This is a genomic window from Rasiella rasia (assembly GCF_011044175.1).
Classification (GTDB): domain Bacteria; phylum Bacteroidota; class Bacteroidia; order Flavobacteriales; family Flavobacteriaceae; genus Marinirhabdus; species Marinirhabdus rasia.
On record NZ_CP049057.1, the window covers coordinates 318,612 to 338,420 of the forward strand.

The 19,809-nt window shown below is 39.1% G+C and carries 14 protein-coding genes; 8 read left to right on the forward strand and 6 right to left on the reverse strand.

Features of this window, described 5'->3' with window-relative positions:
- The first annotated feature begins 17 nt into the window (after positions 1-17).
- From G5B37_RS01455 to G5B37_RS01465, 3 genes are all read left to right on the forward strand, one after another.
- Positions 18-476 carry a COG2426 family protein gene (locus G5B37_RS01455; RefSeq protein ID WP_164678286.1) on the forward strand — a complete coding sequence of 153 codons (459 nt, stop codon included), beginning with the start codon at positions 18-20 and terminating at the stop codon, positions 474-476.
- A 108-nt stretch (positions 477-584) separates the two neighbouring features.
- Positions 585-953, forward strand: a complete 369-nt coding sequence (locus tag G5B37_RS01460; protein WP_164678287.1) for a hypothetical protein — start codon at positions 585-587, stop codon at positions 951-953.
- 37 nt (positions 954-990) lie between these two features.
- Complete coding sequence (locus tag G5B37_RS01465; RefSeq protein WP_164678288.1) at positions 991-1,506, forward strand: phage tail protein; 516 nt, start codon at positions 991-993, stop codon at positions 1,504-1,506.
- A 44-nt stretch (positions 1,507-1,550) separates the two neighbouring features.
- Here the strand turns inward: G5B37_RS01465 and G5B37_RS01470 are convergent, their stop codons facing one another.
- Entirely contained in the window at positions 1,551-2,570 is a 1,020-nt protein-coding gene (locus G5B37_RS01470) for an SAM-dependent methyltransferase (protein ID WP_164678289.1), read from the reverse strand.
- A gap of 192 nt (positions 2,571-2,762) precedes the next feature.
- On the opposite strand from G5B37_RS01470, the gene G5B37_RS01475 reads away from it, so the two are divergent.
- The 4 genes from G5B37_RS01475 to G5B37_RS01490 all read left to right on the forward strand — a co-directional run bounded on the left by G5B37_RS01475 (position 2,763) and on the right by G5B37_RS01490 (position 13,203).
- Positions 2,763-3,308, forward strand: a complete 546-nt coding sequence (locus G5B37_RS01475) for a peptidase associated/transthyretin-like domain-containing protein (RefSeq protein WP_164678290.1) — start codon at positions 2,763-2,765, stop codon at positions 3,306-3,308.
- 23 nt (positions 3,309-3,331) lie between these two features.
- Entirely contained in the window at positions 3,332-3,886 is a 555-nt protein-coding gene (locus G5B37_RS01480; protein WP_164678291.1) for a phage tail protein, read from the forward strand.
- 2 nt (positions 3,887-3,888) lie between these two features.
- Positions 3,889-5,028: an ABC transporter substrate-binding protein gene (locus tag G5B37_RS01485; RefSeq protein ID WP_164678292.1), complete on the forward strand. Its 1,140-nt coding sequence runs from the start codon at positions 3,889-3,891 to the stop codon at positions 5,026-5,028.
- 108 nt (positions 5,029-5,136) lie between these two features.
- On the forward strand, positions 5,137-13,203 hold the full coding sequence (locus G5B37_RS01490) for an HYR domain-containing protein (RefSeq protein ID WP_164678293.1): 8,067 nt from the start codon (positions 5,137-5,139) through the stop codon (positions 13,201-13,203).
- Positions 13,204-13,308: 105 nt separating this feature from the next.
- Here the strand turns inward: G5B37_RS01490 and G5B37_RS01495 are convergent, their stop codons facing one another.
- A complete protein-coding gene (locus tag G5B37_RS01495) occupies positions 13,309-13,905 on the reverse strand; it encodes a Pycsar system effector family protein (protein ID WP_164678294.1) in 597 nt (198 codons plus the stop codon).
- Positions 13,906-14,069: 164 nt separating this feature from the next.
- On the opposite strand from G5B37_RS01495, the gene G5B37_RS01500 reads away from it, so the two are divergent.
- Positions 14,070-15,275 carry a sensor histidine kinase gene (locus G5B37_RS01500; RefSeq protein ID WP_164678295.1) on the forward strand — a complete coding sequence of 402 codons (1,206 nt, stop codon included), beginning with the start codon at positions 14,070-14,072 and terminating at the stop codon, positions 15,273-15,275.
- A 51-nt stretch (positions 15,276-15,326) separates the two neighbouring features.
- Here the strand turns inward: G5B37_RS01500 and G5B37_RS01505 are convergent, their stop codons facing one another.
- From G5B37_RS01505 to G5B37_RS01520, 4 genes are all read right to left on the reverse strand, one after another.
- Positions 15,327-16,568, reverse strand: a complete 1,242-nt coding sequence (locus G5B37_RS01505; RefSeq protein ID WP_164678296.1) for a S41 family peptidase — start codon at positions 16,566-16,568, stop codon at positions 15,327-15,329.
- 4 nt (positions 16,569-16,572) lie between these two features.
- A complete protein-coding gene (locus tag G5B37_RS01510; protein WP_164678297.1) occupies positions 16,573-17,709 on the reverse strand; it encodes a serine hydrolase domain-containing protein in 1,137 nt (378 codons plus the stop codon).
- A gap of 73 nt (positions 17,710-17,782) precedes the next feature.
- Positions 17,783-18,793: a type 1 glutamine amidotransferase domain-containing protein gene (locus G5B37_RS01515; RefSeq protein ID WP_263649823.1), complete on the reverse strand. Its 1,011-nt coding sequence runs from the start codon at positions 18,791-18,793 to the stop codon at positions 17,783-17,785.
- A gap of 171 nt (positions 18,794-18,964) precedes the next feature.
- The gene (locus G5B37_RS01520; protein ID WP_164678299.1) at positions 18,965-19,570 is read right to left on the reverse strand and encodes a hypothetical protein; all 606 of its coding nucleotides are present in this window, start codon (positions 19,568-19,570) and stop codon (positions 18,965-18,967) included.
- Positions 19,571-19,809 lie beyond the last annotated feature (239 nt).

The window sequence follows — 19,809 nt, forward strand, 5'->3', positions numbered from 1 at the left end:
GCGATTAAGTAGATAAATTGATTAAAGAAACCATTATAACTATATTGTGGAGTTTATCTCCCTTTGGAGAAGCCAAGGTGGGTATACCGTACGGTATCGCTAATGGTTTAAATCCGTTTTTCGTTTTTGTAATAGCGCTAGCTGCAAATATATTGGTGTTTCCAATTATGCTATTTTTTCTGAAATATATAAATACATCACTCTTGCGATGGCGTTTCTATAAGAAATCTGCAATTTGGGTAGCAAGAAGAGCGAAAACAGGATCGGGGAATAAAATCGAAAAATACGGGTTTTGGGGACTTATCTTCTTTGTGTCAATACCCCTGCCTGGCACCGGTGTCTATGCAGGAACCATCGCGGCTTATATTTTTAAAATTGAACGTAAAAAAGCGTTTTGGGCCAATGTAATTGGCATCTCTATTTCTTCTATTATTGTCTGGGTTACTACCTTTCTTACCGTAAACGGGGTGGCATAGAAAATTTTTAACTTTCACTAATTCAGTAATTTACGTGTTTTTACGTATGGTGTGATTTGTTTGTTGATAGTACTTTAGCACTATTATTAACCAAATAAATTTTAAAATATGTACACACTAAACGTGAAAAACAATTACATCTGGCCAATAAGCACAAGTGAGGCTAAGAATATCCCTGCTAAGGGAGGTTCTGCAGCATTTGAGAAGCAGGGTAATATAATTTTAGAAGTTCCGGGTATGGGAGCACTTAATTTTATAGACATTGCCGCCGATAGAATTCCAGGGTTTCCGAATCCGCAACATTGGGGAGTTCTTATTAGAACACACAGTATAGAAGCCTACTACCGCTATGAAGGTGGGGGAGAGCTAACAGCAACGTTTGATAAATTCGGAACGTGCACGTTAACGACTTCTAATGGCTCACTGATTTCAATTTCTTTACCAGAACTTGTTGTCGATGACAAAGGGATCGAATAAAAACTAACCAATATAAATTTAAAAAAACAAAGATATTATGACACCATTTTTAGGACAAATACAAGCATTCGGATTTAATTTTGCGCCACGCGGCTGGGCAATATGTCAAGGACAGTTATTACCAATTAGCCAATACTCCGCATTATTCGCTTTAATAGGGACTACCTTTGGGGGAGACGGCCGTACATCATTCGGTTTACCCGATTTAAGGAGTCGTTCAATCGTTGGCATTGGTAATGGACCAGGGCAAGACAATATTTCTTGGGGAGAAAGAGGAGGTAATCATACGCACACAATGACTGTTGCGCAGATGCCGCAGCACAATCACTCTGTAAAAGTAGGCGTAAATACCGGAACTGGCGATGAAGCAAGCTCAACCTCAGTACTTTCGAGCTCTGCAAACTCCTTTTCAGAAGATGTAACGCCTGGCGCTTCATTAGGAGGAGTAACCCAATCGAATATGGGGAGCGGTCAAGCATATAATATTCGTAATCCGTATTTAGGAATCTACGTATGTATTGCACTGCAAGGAGTATTCCCGTCAAGAAGCTAATCAGTATATTTTCTTTTATGGCCCGCCTTTTAGTGCGGGCTTTTTTAATTAACAGATGTAAGTAAATAGGGATCGTCACTAAGTATATACCTGGTTGTAATGGTTTTTTTACCACCCGTAACAGCGTTTGAAATCATTGAAGATGTTGTTAAGCCGCTTTCTCGAAATTTAATCTTTTCAGAATCATACACATGAATATCTGTTAATATGGCTAGCGCTGTTTTCTCTTTCAGCTGTTCTTCAGAAAAATTAACTACGTGTTCAGCAAAGGAGAACCCTGGTTTAAAAAATGTATGAGCGTCTTGTAAAATTGCATCTTTATTTAAGGTGAACACTGGATCAGATTTTTCCATAAAATCTGTGGCAGGTGTATTTGAATTGGTTAGTAAAGAATTATTCATACCCGATATGTCTATGGCGGCAATGTGCAATGAAATCTCCTGCGGGATTAAAATAGTGTCTTTATTTAATTGCGGGAGTAAGTTATAACATATGGCTACCTGGGGTTCGCGCGCTAATGCATGTTGTAAACATTCTACCACTAAAATATCTGCTTCGGTATTTTTTGGTAATTTAAAAATACTGGCGTCACAATTATGAATGGAATGAACATAACTCTCTGCGTCCATTTTAGTTATTACTCTTTTGAGACTCTCAACGCTATGCAGATTTACTTCTATAAGTATGAGCTGAAGCTCAGCTGGGCTAAAGATAGTAGTTAGCGGCATGAGTAAAGTTGCAAAGGGCCCGGTACCCGTATACAAGACTGTTATCGGTCTATTTGGATTTTCTTTTTGCTTTGAAAGAATAGCTTTGTATATACCAGTTATAAATCGTTTGGTTCTAATCATATCGTCTAGGCATCTACTGGCCCATTTAGGGGCAATCGCCACTCCAGAGGGTAAATGCACTGTTGCTTCCATCTCTGGCTTATTAAAATCTACTTCAGATAATGTAGAGAATATACTTTGTAATTCCGTAAGAGCCTTTGAAAGCTGTAAATAGTCAATCTCGGGATTTAGAATTGTAGTAGTTATTTCTTTAATAGCCTGATTATTATTCATATTGTTCATAATTAGGGAGCCGTTTATGGGTGTTTCAAAAATACATATAACTATGTATTGGCATATAAATTCATTTTCTAAATTTTTTGCCTAGTTGAAAATTGCATTTAATCGCCAGTTTTAACAGATAACCGATTTTTGTCAAAACTTTGAATTTTATTTGCTATTTTCACAACAACTAACTAATTCAATATGAAAAAAATTACCTCACGGAGGTTGTTTTTGCAGAAGTCTGCAATAGCAACAACGGGTGTAGCTCTATTGTCCTCAGGCCTAGCCAATGCCCTAACAACAGAATGTCCATTTGCTGGTTATAATCCGTATATAGAAGAGAAAACAGATCTTCGTATTTCTTTATTTGGTAAAGAAATTAAAGTGAATGGAACTCTTTATGATAAAAGTACTGGACAACCCATTCAAAATGCCACTATTGAAGTCTGGCATCTTTCTCAAAACTCTACTAAATTTCGAAACCGTGGTCAGTTAAAAACAAACAGCTCAGGTGACTACAACTTCATTTCTAACTTTCCGAATAAACCAAAAGACAAAGCAGCACGTGTCTATTTTAAAGTAAGTCATGCGGGTAGAACAGATTTTACCGAGCTAGTTCTAAATAATACTGGCGCTCATATTTCAGCAAAACACTGGGAGACAAATCAAAATTTAGGAAAAAAACTATTCCCTAAAACAAATATGTTTTTAGGAGATACACAAATAGAATTCAATCTTTCAATATAACTAACTAATTAAATACAAATTTTATGGATCCTTTTATAGCACAAATAGTAATGTTTGGAGGTAATTTCGCACCAAGAGGCTGGGCAAACTGCGACGGACAATTATTACCAATTTCACAATATCAAGCCTTATTTTCTTTACTCGGTACTATGTATGGTGGCGATGGGCGAACCACATTTGGTCTACCAGAGCTACGAGGTAGGATGGCTATGCACGTGGGTAATGGTCCTGGATTGAGCAATAGACAGCAGGGTCAAAAAGGTGGGCAAGAAACTGTTGTAGCTACTGTTGCTACCTTGGCAAATCATACACATACGGCAAGTTCTACTGCAACAACTACAATTGCTGTTGCGGCTTCATCTGGTGGAGAAGGTATTGCTTCAGGTCAAGTTATCTCAAATCACCCTGGTGCGTTTAGTGAAGATTCAACACCCGGAGCTACGCTTGGAGGTGTAACCTCTACAGCTGCTACAACCGTAAACCCTATTGGAGGACAGCAACAACAAAATAATGTACCGCCTTTTCAGGTAGTTCGGTTTATCATTGCATTAGAAGGTACATATCCGTCAAGAAATTAATTATGGCAATTAAGCTAGGTATTCTGTTACCAAGGTCAGACATGTATCCAAGGCTAGCCCTAGATTTTGTGAATGGCTTTAAACATGCCTTGTCTATGCATCCTTCTAAAGGAGCTCAGACAGAATTAGTAATAGAAAGTGCTGGAACTGCCAGTAACGAAAACCTGCTTAAATCTGCAGAAAAATTACTGCTTCAAGATAATGTTGATGCAGTAATTTCTTTTTGTGGAATGACCCTGATTAATCAATTTATAGCGCTTTTCAATAATTATAGAAAACCGCTCTTGCATATAGACATTGGTAGCTCATATTTAAAGAAAGAGAATAAAAGTCCGTATGTGCTTCATGTCACCCTCGGTGTGTGTCAAGCTAGTTATCTAGCAGGAGCCTATGCAGCCAAGAACTACGGAAAGAAAGGATATTCTGCTTCATCTGTATATGATGGAGCCTATCACCTTACCGAGAGTTTTGTTCGTGGTTACGCGAGTGAAGGGGGTGCGATTGATAAGTTTTACGTGAGCCCGATGGACTATAAGTCTGAAACTTTTGAAACGCTTGTAGACGATATTAATGCTATTAAACCAGATGTAATTTTTGCCACTTTCAGCTATAAGGAAGGTCAAAAAGTTTTCAATGTTTTGGCCAAAGATGATCGAGCAATGTCAACTCCAATTGTGGCAATACCATTAATGACAGAGGAATGTACAATTTCTGAAAGTTTAACTATTGAAAATGTAGTGTCAATGGCATCATGGTCTTTTAATGATGAAACTGAGGCAATGAAGACTTTTCAGAAAGAATTTGAAGCCCAATACGATGATGCTCCAAATATAATTTCACTTCTTGGGTATGAGGCAGGCCTCACATTAATGACTTGCATTTCTTCTGAAGAAAAATTAGAGAAAAACCTAGAAGCTGCAATTAAAAATAAAACAATCGATTCACCCAGAGGGAAAATTTTGTTTAACAGTTTAAATGAATCACAACCAGAGGCATTTTTGCTTCGGAAATTGGAATTTATCAATAATGAAATTCAAAACAACGTAGTTGAAACTTTTGACGTTAATTTTTTGGAAGGACTGTATAGCGAATTTGAAGAAGTTGCCTATACGGGTTGGCATAACCCATATATTTGTACTTAATTAATAACCAGTAAATTACGTATAACTACGTATTTATAATAAGTTAAAGGACTCGTATTTTTGCTTTTCAAACTAGTCAATACGATAATCGAATTAAATAATACCATTATGAAAAAAATTACCTTACTCTGTATCGCGCTCTGCTCACTATTTCTAGTGACCAACAGTTTTGCACAAAAAGTTGTAATTGTAGGAATGAATCATATCTCTGGAGGTGCAGGGGACGATGGATTTACTTTTGTTGCTACAGAAAATATTCCAGGGGGAGAGGTAATTTACTTCACCGAAAATGAATATGTAAGTGGTTCTAATGCTTTTACTTTTGGTACAGGTACGACAGGTGAAGGTGTAATTAGATATGTTGTTGGTGCCGGAGGGCTTGCAACGGGAGTCGTTGTTTTTATTAACGAAGATTTGGGTTCCAATGCATTTACGATTACATGTTCTTCTGGTGATTGTGGTTCACTTACGGCCTCTACCACCAATGGTAATGGTTCTTTTAATTTAGCTACCAACGGAGATGGTCTGTATGCATATTCAGATACAGATGAGAATGTGTTAAATGGTATTACTCAAATATATTCGGTAATGTATACTGGCTCAGGTGAAAGCCTGTTGCAAAACGGTGGAGCTATTCCGGCTAGTGAGAGTCCAGCAATAGATTATCCAAATGCAGTAATCGTAGATGGTTTTCCTAACGACTCAGATGACTTTGTTGGTCCAGATAGAGTCGAGTATGTGTTCAACCCTGCTACTCTAAGAGATGGTGTAAGTCAAGCGAGTCTTGAGAATCCAACAAACTACGTAAGTTATGTTTCACAACAACTGTTATCTACAGTGCCTTTTACCAATTTAAATCTTGGTGGTGCAAATCCAGTTTTAACGGTTACAACGGCGCCAACTTCAGTAAATGAAAACAGTGGAACTGGAATGGTATATACGTTCACACTATCAGCAGCAGCAGTAGGACCTGTTACCGCTAATTTTTCAGTAGGCGGAACAGCGACTTTCTCAACAGACTATAACCAATCTGGAGCAGCTAGTTTTAACGCCTCTACAGGAACAGTTACCATTCCGAATGGTGCAACAACGGCATCAGTGACCATTACGCCTGTTGGCGATGGAACTTTAGAGCCAGACGAAACTGTTGTTTTAACTATAACTTCTGGTACAGGATACGATGCCGGTGCGCCTAGTATAGGAACCGGAACAATTATAAATGACGATAGTATCTCTGTTACGCCACTTGTCGCAGTGACAGGTTCAACGCACTCACCACCCATAACACCCGAAAGCTTTTCTTTTGTTGCCTTAGACGATATAGGAGCGGGTGTACAAGTATATTTTACTGAAAGAGATTTTAACAACAACCAATTAAACTTCTCTGGCGGAGGAGGAGGTGTTGCAGTATGGACTGCACCAGCAGGAGGTATTGTACGAGGTGAAGTTGTAGTAGTTGCAGAAACAGGTTCGAATGTTTTTACTACTTCTTGTAATAGCGGAACCTGCGGTTCGGTATCCATTATAAGCGGTACTTGGGACTTGGCAAGTCAAGGTGCTTCTATATTTGCATATCGAGATTCAGATACAAACCCAGAAAACGGAATTACAAGCGTTGACGCTGTATTATTTACAGGAACGTCATCTGCTTCAGGAGGAAATATTCCAGCTATAGAAGACCCTTCAGGCGTATATGCGGGATCTGTGGTAGTAGATGGTTTTCCATCAGCTCCTTCAGAAAGAACAGAATATGATCCAACACTTCGCGGAGTGACTGTAGATCAAGCAAATTTTCAAAATATAGCAAACTGGTTGCATTCGCAACCAACGGGAGCACTTTCTCCAGTACCTTTTGCAAACATTATTATTACAACAGGATCTGCGAATCCAGCACTGTCGGTAACGGTAGCACCGTCTACTACTGTTGAAGATAGCGGAACAAGTATGGTGTATACGTTCTTGCTTGATGCACCAGCGGCGGCAGATACCACGGTTAATTTTGATGTTTCAGGTACAGCCACACTTACAACCGATTATACGGTTAGCGGAGCAGCTACTTTTAGTGCAACAGCAGGTACTGCTTTAATTACCACTGGAAATACTTCTGTAGATGTAACAATTACACCCGTTGTAGACGCTATTGTTGAACCTACCGAGACCATTGAGCTAATGGTAGCTTCTGGAACAGGTTATGATGGAGGAACGCCAAATGCTGCTACTGGAAGCATTACAAATGACGATACAAGTATGTCTGATCCTCTAGTTGCAGTTATGGGTATGACACACGAATTAGGATCGATGGATTCATTTTCGTTTGCGGCTGCACAAGATGTACCTGCAGGAACGGTTGTATATTTTACAGAAGAATCATTTAATAACACTACCCTAATGTTTGCTTCAACTGGAGAAGGAGTTGTGCAGTGGACTGCCCCAGCTGGCGGACAAATTGATCAGGGGGATGTTATAGTAATTACAGAAACCGCGTCTAACGTGTTTACAGCTACATGTTCAGACACATCTGGTTTTGGGTGTGGTACGGCGGTGCTTGTCTCAGGAACTTTTGCTCTTGCATCAAATGGAGAAACTTTTTATGCATATGAAGATAGTGATACCGACCCAACAAATGGTGTTGACGATATTTATTCAGTAATGTATACAGGTGTTTCTGCTACGCCAGGTGGAAATATTCCACCAAGCGAAGATCCATCAGGCATCTATTTAAGTGCTTTGGTGGTTGATGGCTTTGCGGCCGTTGCACCAAGAAAAACAGAATATACTCCAGGAAGTCGTAATGTACTAGTAGGCATGGCAGATTTCGAAAACCCTTCAAATTATGACAATGGAGTTGCTCCAGGAGCTGGTTTATCTACTGTGCCATTTGCAAATTTAAATATCGTAGTTACATTTACGGCTCCTGCAGACCTTTGTGTAGACGCTGGAGTGCAAGCCGGTCTTGGAGGTGGTTCGCCAACAGGAGGGGTGTATAGTGGTCCTGGTGTTACAGACGATGGAAATGGAATGACCTATAGCTTCGATCCTGCCGCTGCAGGTGTTGGAGTGCATACGCTTTCATATACTTCTGGAGGAACTGCTGTTACCGATGATATTGAAGTTTTTGCCCTTCCTACAGTAACCTTTACAGCTCCTGCCGACCTCTGTGTTGATGCGGGGGTACAAGCTGGTTTAGGTGGCGGAACTCCTACAGGAGGCGTGTATAGCGGAACAGGCGTAACCGACGACGGAAATGGAACAACGTATTCCTTTGATCCTGCAGCAGCAGGGGTTGGGACGCACACCATAACCTATAACTTTACAGACGGAAATGGTTGTTCTGGTTCAGCTTCAGACGATGTAGAAGTATTCGCATTGCCAACAGTAACCTTTACAGCCCCGGCCGATCTTTGTGTTGATGACGGTGTACAAACTGGTTTAGGTGGCGGAACTCCTACTGGTGGAGTGTATAGCGGCCCCGGCGTTACTGATGATGGTAACGGAACAACGTATTCCTTTGATCCTGCAGCAGCAGGGGTGGGAACGCATACCTTAACCTACACGTTTACTGATGCTAATGGGTGTACAGGAAGCGCAACCGATGATATTGAAGTATTTGAATCACCCACAATTTTCTCAGCCGGTACAGGAACAACAATAACATTATCTGCTAATAATTGTAATGCTGGAGGAGAATATACTTTAGAAGCAACCCTTTTTAATGGTCGTCCATCGTATTTGAGAGCCAGCCCATTTAATGCTTTTATCCGTTGGGATGGCACACAATGGGGTGTGTTTGATGATTTTGGAAATGTAGCAATGATTAATACGATAAATACGCCCACACCACCTTGTTCAGATTTGTCACCATGGCAAGCTTCTCTCTGTAGTCCAAGTACTGTTACCGGCGATGGAACAACCTGTGATGATTTTTCACCATCGGATGTATGTATAAATTCTGGTATTCAAACGGGACTGGGTAACGTCAATCCTACTGGAGGAGTTTATTCAGGTACTGGAGTAACTGATGATGGCAACGGGATGACCTATAGCTTTGATCCTGCAGCAGCAGGGGTTGGGACGCACACAATAACCTATACCGTTACCAATGGCAATGGTTGTACGGCAACGGCTTCAAGCGATGTAGAAGTTTTCGCTTTACCAACAGTAACCTTTACAGCCCCAGCAGACCTTTGTGTCGATGCCGGTGTGCAAGCTGGTTTAGGGGGCGGAACTCCAACAGGAGGCGTGTATAGTGGTCCTGGCGTTACTGATGATGGCAACGGAATGACCTATAGTTTTGATCCTGCAGCGGCAGGGGTAGGGACGCACACAATAACCTATACATTTACGGATGGCAATGGCTGTACTGCAAGCGCTACAGACGATGTTGAAGTATTTGCATTGCCTACAGTAACTTTTACTGCACCTGCAAGTCCTGTTTGCCCTACACTAGTATTAACTGGACAAGGTGGTGGAACACCAATAGGGGGTGTATATAGTGGTCCTGGTGTTACCGATGATGGTAACGGAATGACGTATACTTTTGATACCAATGCTTCTGGAACAGGAACTCATACCATTACGTATACCTATACAGATGGAAATGGTTGTACGGCATCAGATTCTGATACAGTAACCGTAGAAGATAATGACCCGCCCGCAATTACTTGTCCAGCAGACATAACAGTAGATAATGACCCAGGAGAATGTGGGGCAATTGTAACGTTTGCGGCAACAGCAACCGATAACTGCCCAAGTACGGTAAGCATTACCTATTCGCAAGATCCAGGTACGCAATTCCCAGTGGGAACCACTACCGTAACGGCTACTGCAACAGATGGTGCTGGAAATTCAGCAACTTGCACATTCAATGTAACCGTAAATGATGCAGAAGACCCAACAATAACATGCCCAGGAGATATTACAGTTAATAATGATCCTGGAAATTGTGGGACTGTTGTAACTTATACATCTCCAATGGCAACTGATAACTGTTCTGGATTTATTACTACTGAAACATTCGATTTCACAGGAGCTATGCAAACATTTACAGTTCCGTCAGGTGTAACAAGCATCTCAATTGAGGCATTTGGTGGAGCAGGACAAGACATGATTATCGAAGATTTTGATCCGAGTATCGGTGGCCTTGGTGGTCAAGCGAGTGGAGACTTGGCGGTTACCCCTGGCGATGTACTTACTATTTTTGTAGGTGGTGAGGGTGTTGATGGTATTGGCGGATTTAACGGTGGCGGAGTAGGAGGCTTTGGAACACCTTCTACAGGAACCGGTGGGTTTGCAGGTAGTGGAGGAGGAGCTTCTGACGTACGCTTAGGAGGAATGACATTAGCAGATCGTGTAATCGTTGCCGGTGGCGGTGGCGGTGGTGGAAGAGATTATGTAAATGGTAGTTGCGTACCTTGCGGTATTGGTGGTAACGGTGGCTCAGGAGGAGGATTCACTGGTACCGACGGAGAGGATCCTTCATGGAGTGGAATTCTAGGTGCTTTTCCAAATGCTGGAGCTGGTGGTAAAGGAGGAACTCCTGCCATGGGCGGTGCTGCAGGAAACGGTCCTAACGGCCCTCCTGGAAACCCAGGTACTCTAGGAATTGGGGGTATTGGAGTAGATGGAACGCAAAGTGTAGCTAGCGGTGGCGGTGGTGGCGGTTTCTACGGTGGTGGTTCTGGTGGCGGAGGTAATTCTGGGGACGGATTTGCTGGTGCAGGTGGAGCTGGAGGTTCTAGTTATGTAGGTGGTGTTACTTCAGGTATGACAAATGCCGGAGTGCGTACTGGAAATGGTCAAATAATTATTACATACGCGGCATTGAGTGTTACTCAAACTGCTGGTCTACCTAGCGGAAGTACTTTCCCAGTAGGAACAACAACTAACACCTTTGTGGTAACAGACGGAGCTGGAAATACAGCTACGTGTAGTTTTGACGTAACGGTGAACGACACCGAAAATCCTGTTATTACCTGTCCAGCCAATATTACAGTGAATAACGATCCAGGAGCGTGTGGAGCCATCGTATCTTTTGCAGCAACTGCAACCGATAACTGTAGTGCGGCAGTAACATATTCTCAAGATCCAGGAACAAGTTTTCCAGTGGGAACCACAACCGTTACCGCAACGGCTACCGATCCTTCTGGAAATACAGCGACCTGTACCTTTGATGTAACAGTTGTAGACAACGAACCTCCTGTTGCAGTATGTACAGATATTACAGTACAATTAGATGCTACAGGAAATGCTAGTATTACACCTGGAGATATCGATGGTGGCTCTACAGATAACTGCGGAATCGCTGCGCTTGGGATTTCTCCAAGTACATTTACCTGTGCCGATGTAGGGGCTAACACAGTAACCTTAACAGTAACCGATGTAAACGGAAACAGCAGTACGTGTACCGCAACAGTAACCGTTGAAGACAACGTAGCACCAACAGCAGTGTGTCAGGATATCACAATCCAACTAGATGCTAACGGCGATGCAAGTATCGTAGCTGCCGATGTTGACGGAGGTTCTACCGATGCCTGCGGAATAGCGTCTATTGCAGTCGATATAGATACCTTCGATTGTTCTAATGTTGGACCAAACAATGTAACACTAACGGTAACCGATGTAAACGGAAATACAAGCTCTTGTGTAGCTGTAGTAACCGTAGAAGACAACATAGCACCAATGATTTTCTGTCCAGCAGATATAGTTGCTCCTACTAACAATGGTGAATGTGGCGCTACCGTTACCTTCCCACTTCCTGTAGGCACCGATAACTGTGGTATCGACTTTGTTGTTCAACAAGCAGGTATTGCTAGTGGTGAAATATTCCCGATAGGGGTTACCACGAACCAGTTTATTGTAGTAGATGTTAACGGAAACACAGCTACGTGTAGCTTTACGGTAACAGTAACAGACGATGATCCACCAATGGCGGTTTGTCAAGATATTACAGTGATGCTAGATGCTACAGGAAATGCTACCATTGTAGCCGCCGATGTAGATGGAGGTTCTACCGATAACTGTGCAATTACAAGCTTGAGTATCGATATAGACAGCTTTACCTGTGCAGACCTCGGTGACAATATTGTAACCCTTACTGCTACAGATGCTGGAGGATTAAGCAGTAGCTGTACAGCCATAGTAACTGTAGAGAATGGTGTTATGCCAAATGCAGTCTGCCAAGACGCTAGCGTGCAGTTAGATGCACTAGGAATGGTTAGTATTATAGATGCATCCATCTTCGATGGAGGGTCTACAGACGCTTGTGGGGGCACGAACCTTACTTTTAGTGTATCTCCAGACACATTTACTTGTGCAGACGTAGGAGACAACACGGTAACCATAACAGTTACAGACGATGGTGGTAATACTTCAACATGTACAGCAACGCTAACAGTAGAAGATGTAATAGCTCCAACAGTTAGTTGTATGGATCTTACCGTATCACTCGATGCAAATGGAGAGGCGAGTATAGACCCAGCAGACCTTGTGGTGATGAGCGACGATATCTGTGGTATTGCTCAAACCTCTGCAGACATTACAGATTTTAACTGTGATGATGTAGGAACACCAATTGTGGTAACGGTAACAGTAGAAGATCCTTCAGGGAACACTGCAACATGTACCGCAACAGTAACAGTTCTTGATGAAATAGCTCCAGAATTAGATTGTCCTGTAGACTTTACAGTACAAACTATAGAAGGAACTCAGTATGAAGTAGAAAACTTTATCACATCAGGAGCGGTAACTGCTACAGATAATTGTACAGACCCTGTCAATGTTGTAAGTCAATCACCAGCAGTTGGTGACTTGTTAGACCCAGGCGTGTATCCGGTGACTATTACCGTATCTGATGCTTCAGGTAATGAGGCAGACTGTACTTTCAATCTTACTGTAGAAGCCGTACTAGGAATAGGTGATAATAGCTTTGATATTTCAAGCGTAAGCATGTATCCAAACCCTGCTACAGACTTCGTTATGTTGAGCAATCCGCAACATATTCCGTTACAAGACGTGCGTATTTACGATGTAACAGGACGTTTGATAAAGACGATAGATGCAAGAGAGACGCTTTCAGAAATGAGTATAGATATTTCAGAATTAGCAAGTGCCACCTATTTGTTCTTAGTGAATACAGAAAACGGAGAACAACTAACGCATCAGATTGTAAAAGAGTAATTTCATAATTAATTTTAGATAGTTAGAGAAGCCTTCTTCGAGAAATCGGAGGAGGTTTTTTTATTGACGCAACATGTTAAGGATTAATCTAGGAAGGAGGTTACATCATTGGGTATGTCTATAAAAGGCCCAAATATAAGCCGCTACAGATACAACAACACCTACAACTAAAACTACATAAGTAATGTTTAGAATTCTAAATTTCTTATCTAATACCGCGCCTAAAAAATAAAGATCTTTGGTGAGTACTTTATAAATTTCTTGTGTATTAGATTGCATATGTTTTACGGCCCATTCGTATTCTTCTAGTTCCATTTTATGAAAGTTTCCGAAGAAAGCTAAATTCACATCATGTGCTATCACTGCTTCCTTGCTAAAAGTTCCTCTCGTAATTTTAGGCATTGTTGCGTAAATAGAGAGTACCATTGCCACAAGCATAAAGAATACAAATAACCCAGTGGGTATAAGTAAGTATTGGTCGCCAGTTTTCTGAAAAAACTTTAAGCTATTTGTTAGAATCCCCGATATAAGGAGCGCACATACGGCAAGAACCAAATTAGATTTACGATCTGCCATTCCACTTAATTTTATATGGTTTTTAAGAGCAACCATATAAAAAGTTTGCACGGCAAGAGCAGCACCTTCTTCTACAGTAGAAAGGGGTATGGTGTCTATCTTTTCGTTTTCTAGAGTGACATTCATTGGCTAAAGGTACAACCAAATACAGATATTTTGGAGGGGATTAAATTATTGGTTTTTATAACTATAGGTTGTACGATTAATAAAATCTGTTAAAAAAGTAACGTTATTACCATCATATGCACTAAAAACTCCTATGAAATTATAAATATATTATCTTTACGGAGATGACTAACACTAGTACTACAGCAATTTCTGAACGTGAGCGGATTGATTTTTTAAATTCGTTAAAATTATTTGATACGTTACCGGAAGATGAATTCGATATGCTCACTCAAATGGCGTCTAAATATCTTAGCGCCCCGGTGTCTTTATTTAGTATTGTAGATGATCACCGGCAATGGTTTAAGTCTAGGGTAGGAGTTGATATGTGTGAGACACCTCGTGATATTTCATTTTGTTCTCATGCCATTCAGCAAAAGGATTTATTTGTGGTTGAAAACGCAGATGAAGATCCGCTATTTGCCAATAATCCGTTAGTTACAGCAAAAGATAATGCTGTGAAATTCTATACGGGCGTTCCCATTATTATTGAGGGCAAGTACGCAATTGGCACTTTGTGTATTTTAGATTACAAACCAAGAGTCTTGTCTGATGAGGAACAGGAATTACTAAAGAATCTTGGAAAACAAATTGAAAAACTTATTGAGCTAAGAATGCTCAATAATAAGGCAAAGGCACAGCAAAAAGAGTTGGTAGAGCAGCATGAGCGTCTTAAGGAGTTTGCTGGAGTTATTTCGCATGATATGAAAATGCCTTTAGCCAATCTTATTATTACCAGCGATATACTGAAAAAGAAATACAGCTCCATTTTAGATACAGATGGTATTAATTATTTAGAGTACCTAAAAACGAGCTCGCTAACTTTAAGCGATTACATAAGCAATATTTTAAAGTATTACGAAAGCGACGGACTCGTAAAAGAATCTAAAACTACCTTCGATATTTTTGAATTGTTGGAAGAAATTATTGAAATCCTTCATGTGAATGAGTTATGTACTATTTTACTCCCTGAAGAGAACCTTATTCTTCACGCGAATAAAGCAGCTGTCGAGCAAGTTTTACTGAACCTATTTACCAATGCCATAAAATACAACGACAAAACGAATACTGAAATTAAGGTAGATTGTTATGAAGACGAAGTGTTTTACAATTTTTCTGTAACCGATAATGGTAAGGGTATTGCTCCAGAGAAATTGCACCTAATTTTTAATCTCTATGAAACCTTAGATGCTACCGATAAGAAAGGAAATAAAGGACACGGTATTGGCTTATCTATGGTAAAAAAGATTTGTCAGAGTTTAGGAGGGGATATTGAGGTAACCAGTGAGGTTGGTAATGGATGTTGCTTTAGCTTTTGGATTGCTAAGTAAATATTTTATGCGCTACTTAATTTCATAGAAAGAGTGATATTTTCGCGCTCTTTAGAGTCTACCTATTAATTCTTTCAATAATGTATCAGTCTCCTTAAACAAATCATCTGTTTTTTGATGTAATGTAATATCAGGCTGAAGGGCGGTATTTGCTTGTTGTGATATACGAAAAAGCCGTTTGGAATAGGTAATGACAAGGTTGGAGTTTGGTAGCGTAAAGCTGTCCATATCCTGATAACCATTCGGATTGGAGCCCGTGGGCTGCCCAACAATAGTTGCATTTAACAATTGTTTAAAAAGCGCTGCATTACTAGTTGCGGCAGAAAACGTTGTATTACTTGTTAAAACAAACACTCCATTTTCCCAATCTATGGTATCGGCAAGATTAAGTGCATGGGCTAAAACAATTCCCACATATAAATCGCCACCACCATTCTTTCGCATATCTATAATTAATTGCTTTAGTTGTTTTTCTTGAATATAAGAGACCAATTGTTCTCCAAAAGCACTCATTTTTTCAAATGAGGGATATGCCTCAAAATTGACATATATTGCTTTTGTACCTGAAATAGGAGCGAACCATATATCGCGATTTTCATTTTTGGGTATCTCTATTTGAGGAACACTTAAAACCAGTTTTGAAATATCAGTTTCTTCCCACATTTTATTAGAAATTGCACCTAAATTTTTATGTATGATTTCATTAGTATTAGTTCGAAAACTAAACGTAGCTTCATTCGTTTTGTTGATTAAATTTAGATAGTAAAGCACTTCTGCATTGGTTAAGTAGCTTCCAGTTCTTTCGTTTAAAGAATTTTGGTTTTCAACAAACTGCGCTATTTCTGACACTTTTTGTGCAACCTTATTAATTGGAGTTCCGTTTATAGATTCCAATGTGGTTGTAAGGATTTGTTTATCGCTTTTTAATGCTTTTGTAACATACCATTTCCCTTCAATTAATTTAATTTCGATTGGAAAACGATGGGTAGAAATGTTTCTCAATGATACGGCTGTATGTCCATCATTTATGCGCCTTGTTAATCGCATTAATTTAAGTGTAATATCAAAATCGCTTTGGGTGTCTAGGCCCTCATAAATTTTATCCCATTCCTTATTAAACGCTTCTTTTGATACCGTATGGTACAGATTAATATGTTTATTTTCTAAAGAGGTTTTATAAATTTCAAGATCTTCTTTCCAATTATTTTTGGTTGGTGTTTGTGAAAACACCATATTAAAAGTTGAAGCCAAAGCGAAAATAAAACATACAAGTACCGTTTGAAATGAGTTCATATAGCTATTTGTTTTCTAATTGTTTAAGGATGTTGTATACCAAAATTAGAGAACTTTTTGACGCTTCTAATTGGTTTAAAGTGCCAGTAACATAGGTGTCTAGTTGTGGACAATACCATAAAAACGATGCTGTACTCCCGGTATGTCCAATAAGTTGAAGGGGAGTATCTATATTCATTAAGTCTTTTATGGATACTTTTCTTAATCCATAGCCGTATTCCATGCCTACAGTTTCATACATCCAATTCTGCATTTCTAATCGGGTTTCATTTGTTAGGATCAAACCTTTATTGAACCCTTTTAAAAAGCTAATTAGATCTTGGGTTGTAGCAACTAATCCTCCGCCTCCCCAATCGGCGCTTAGGCTGTTTAACGTTGATAACTCAATATCGCCAACATAAAACTCTGCTAATTTGTGTTCTTTCTGTTGCGATGATGATTTCAAGTTCATATATGAATTTTTCATGCCTAAGGGATCAAAAATGTACTGTTGGAAGAACTGATCTAACGAAAGGCCACTTACTTTTTCAATTATTAAAGCCAAAAGAACGTATTCTGTATCGGTATAATTATACCCCTGTCCAGGCACAAAATTTGGTTTCATATGTTCCTTGGTAAACTGAATCATTTCTTGTGGTGACCATAATTTTTCTTTATCAATTAACAATTGATTAATAATGTTAGGGCTTCCATCAATTGTTTCACCTGTGAAATAGTCTGGCAGTCCAGAAGTATGCTGTAATAATTGAGCAATCGTGATGTCTTTCGAATACGTTTTGCCATTTAATACGTGCAGATTATTAATAATCGCTTCTGATAAATAAAGAGCTATTTTATCATTAAAATTCAGCATTTTTCTATCTTTTAAAATTCCGATAGATGTGGCTGTTAGCATTTTAGTAATACTCGCTGTATAGAAAGGACTGTTAGTAGTTACAGAGTTTTCTGAACGTAGTGCATCTTCAGCAAACTGAAAATTAATATTTTTTGATTCAGAATAGACGTGTATGATAGCACTTTTTATTGGTTCTTTAGCTAGTTCTGCTTTCAATAACTTCTCAACTTCTGTAGTAATCGTTTGTTGACCATTACAGAATAGTGAAAAAAGGAGCAATAAGCTTAGAATAACATTGTTTTTCATGTGTAAATGTTTATTGTTCTCTATTAGTTCTTTAAATTCTTACAAATGTTTCAGGGTTCTTTATACTGTGTTACTAATTATTTGTTTTTCCCTTTACATAAGCAGCCAATTGTAGCATGTTGCGAAATCTAGTTAGGTCTCCTTGTATTGCTGCTACAATACTATGATTTACTAATAATGATCTTGAAACAGATTGATTATTTTCTAGAATCATTTTGTTAATTACTGCTTTAGAATTATCTAATCCTTTCGTTTCGTAAACTTCTAATACTTTAACCGCGTTTTCTTCGGCAGTAATTAGCCTGGGTTTTGGTGTATAGCCCATTTGTTGTACCATAGCCTCTGCTAACACCCAAACAGACCATGGGTTTTGACCAGTTATTAAATTTTCGTCACGACTCATTTTTTCCAAATACATTATTCCTTCTTGAAACTCTCCACCTTGTTCAATTAATTTGTCTTGCAGTAAGAAAGGAAAAATAGTGGTTGCATTTGGTATTAACAATAGCTCTTCTTTATTGGTAAAACTACTTACTTTTTTATTTTTCAAGAACCAATCACCGTTATTCAGTTTTACATTTACGAAAGCTGCAGGGCCATGACATACAGCTCCAATAACTTTGTTGTTGTAATGAAAATCTCGAATTATCTCTTGCAAGTATTTATTATCTGGAAAATCGAACATGGCGCCTTTTCCTCCAACAAAATAAATAGCTTCATATGCTTGAGTATCTACGTCCTTTAAGGGCAAGCTATTCTTTAATTTGTTTTGGGGAACATCATCATTCAAAAATGCATAGTCGAATTCTCCCATATCATCATCGTCTACAACGACAGGGGGTAGGCCACCTAAGGGACTAGCAATATCTACTTCAAAACCATTAGCCTTGAAAACATAATAGGCTCTAGCTAACTCAGTAAGTTCATAACCTGTACTCTTGGTGCTTGTTCCCATAGTATCTGTGCTAGTTACCACGGCAAGTATTTTTCCTCTATACGGGGGTATATCATTTGTAATATAGGAAATATCTTTTGCTTCGCTAGTAACTAATGTAGCATCTTCCTCTGGTAATAAGCTTACCATATATATGCCTAACATTATAATGACGGCGATGAAAGTGACTAGAATTGTTAGTATCCATTTTAGTATGCGGTATTTTTTAAACATAGTTTCTTATTTAGATGAGCTCATTGTATTAATAAATGATAGTCGCATAGGCTTGTTTGAGCGTCATGGTTTTATTATCAATTAAATTTATAACCAACTAAATCCTACCCCTACATTAAAGGTTAAGGCATCTCTATAAGCATCACCTTCTAAATAGGCGCGTCCCAGCATTATTTTAGACTGCACATTAAGCGCGAAGTTTTTTCTTTTATAAACTTCATATCCAGAACTAGCCATCACAGCACATCCAAAATTCCAGTCATCGTTAACACCATCTTCGAAATCGTAAAGTGCGGGAGAATCTATTGCTAATCCAAATCCTCCATGAACCCACCAACGGTCTTTCACCCAATATTGTACCGATGGAATAAACGCTCCAAAATGTCTGTCGTTGTCTTTAAATTCGTAAATATTACCCGGCAAGGATGCAGTGACAGCTAATTTGTCATGTATCATGTAACCAAATTTTAATTCTGGAAAACTCATAGCTCCTTGTGCTTCGTTAAAAGTTTGAACTCCCTCGCTATCTTCAACGCTAATAATACCTCCACCAACGGCGAATTCAAAAATAAAACCCTCCCGAGTTCTAGAAGTTTCTGTATTTAAGTTTTTCTGTGCAAATGCCACTGTTGACATGAACATAAAGGCAATGAATGCCATTTTTACGATTGATTGATTTTTGATTGATTGCATATTTCTTGTTTTTTTAATGTTTAATAATTTAAAATTAAGGTGCTTATAAAAGCTTAATGTTTCAAAACAGGTGATTAATTGTTTTTTCATTTTAATGTGTAATTGCTTATTTGATTTTTAGTTAGAATTAATTTTATGATGCAAAGAAACGTTAGAAGTTAAGGCTCATCGTCCTGAATTATGATTTCAATCCTTTTTGATTTAGATACTTTTAATAGTATGCAAGACCACTATTTTGT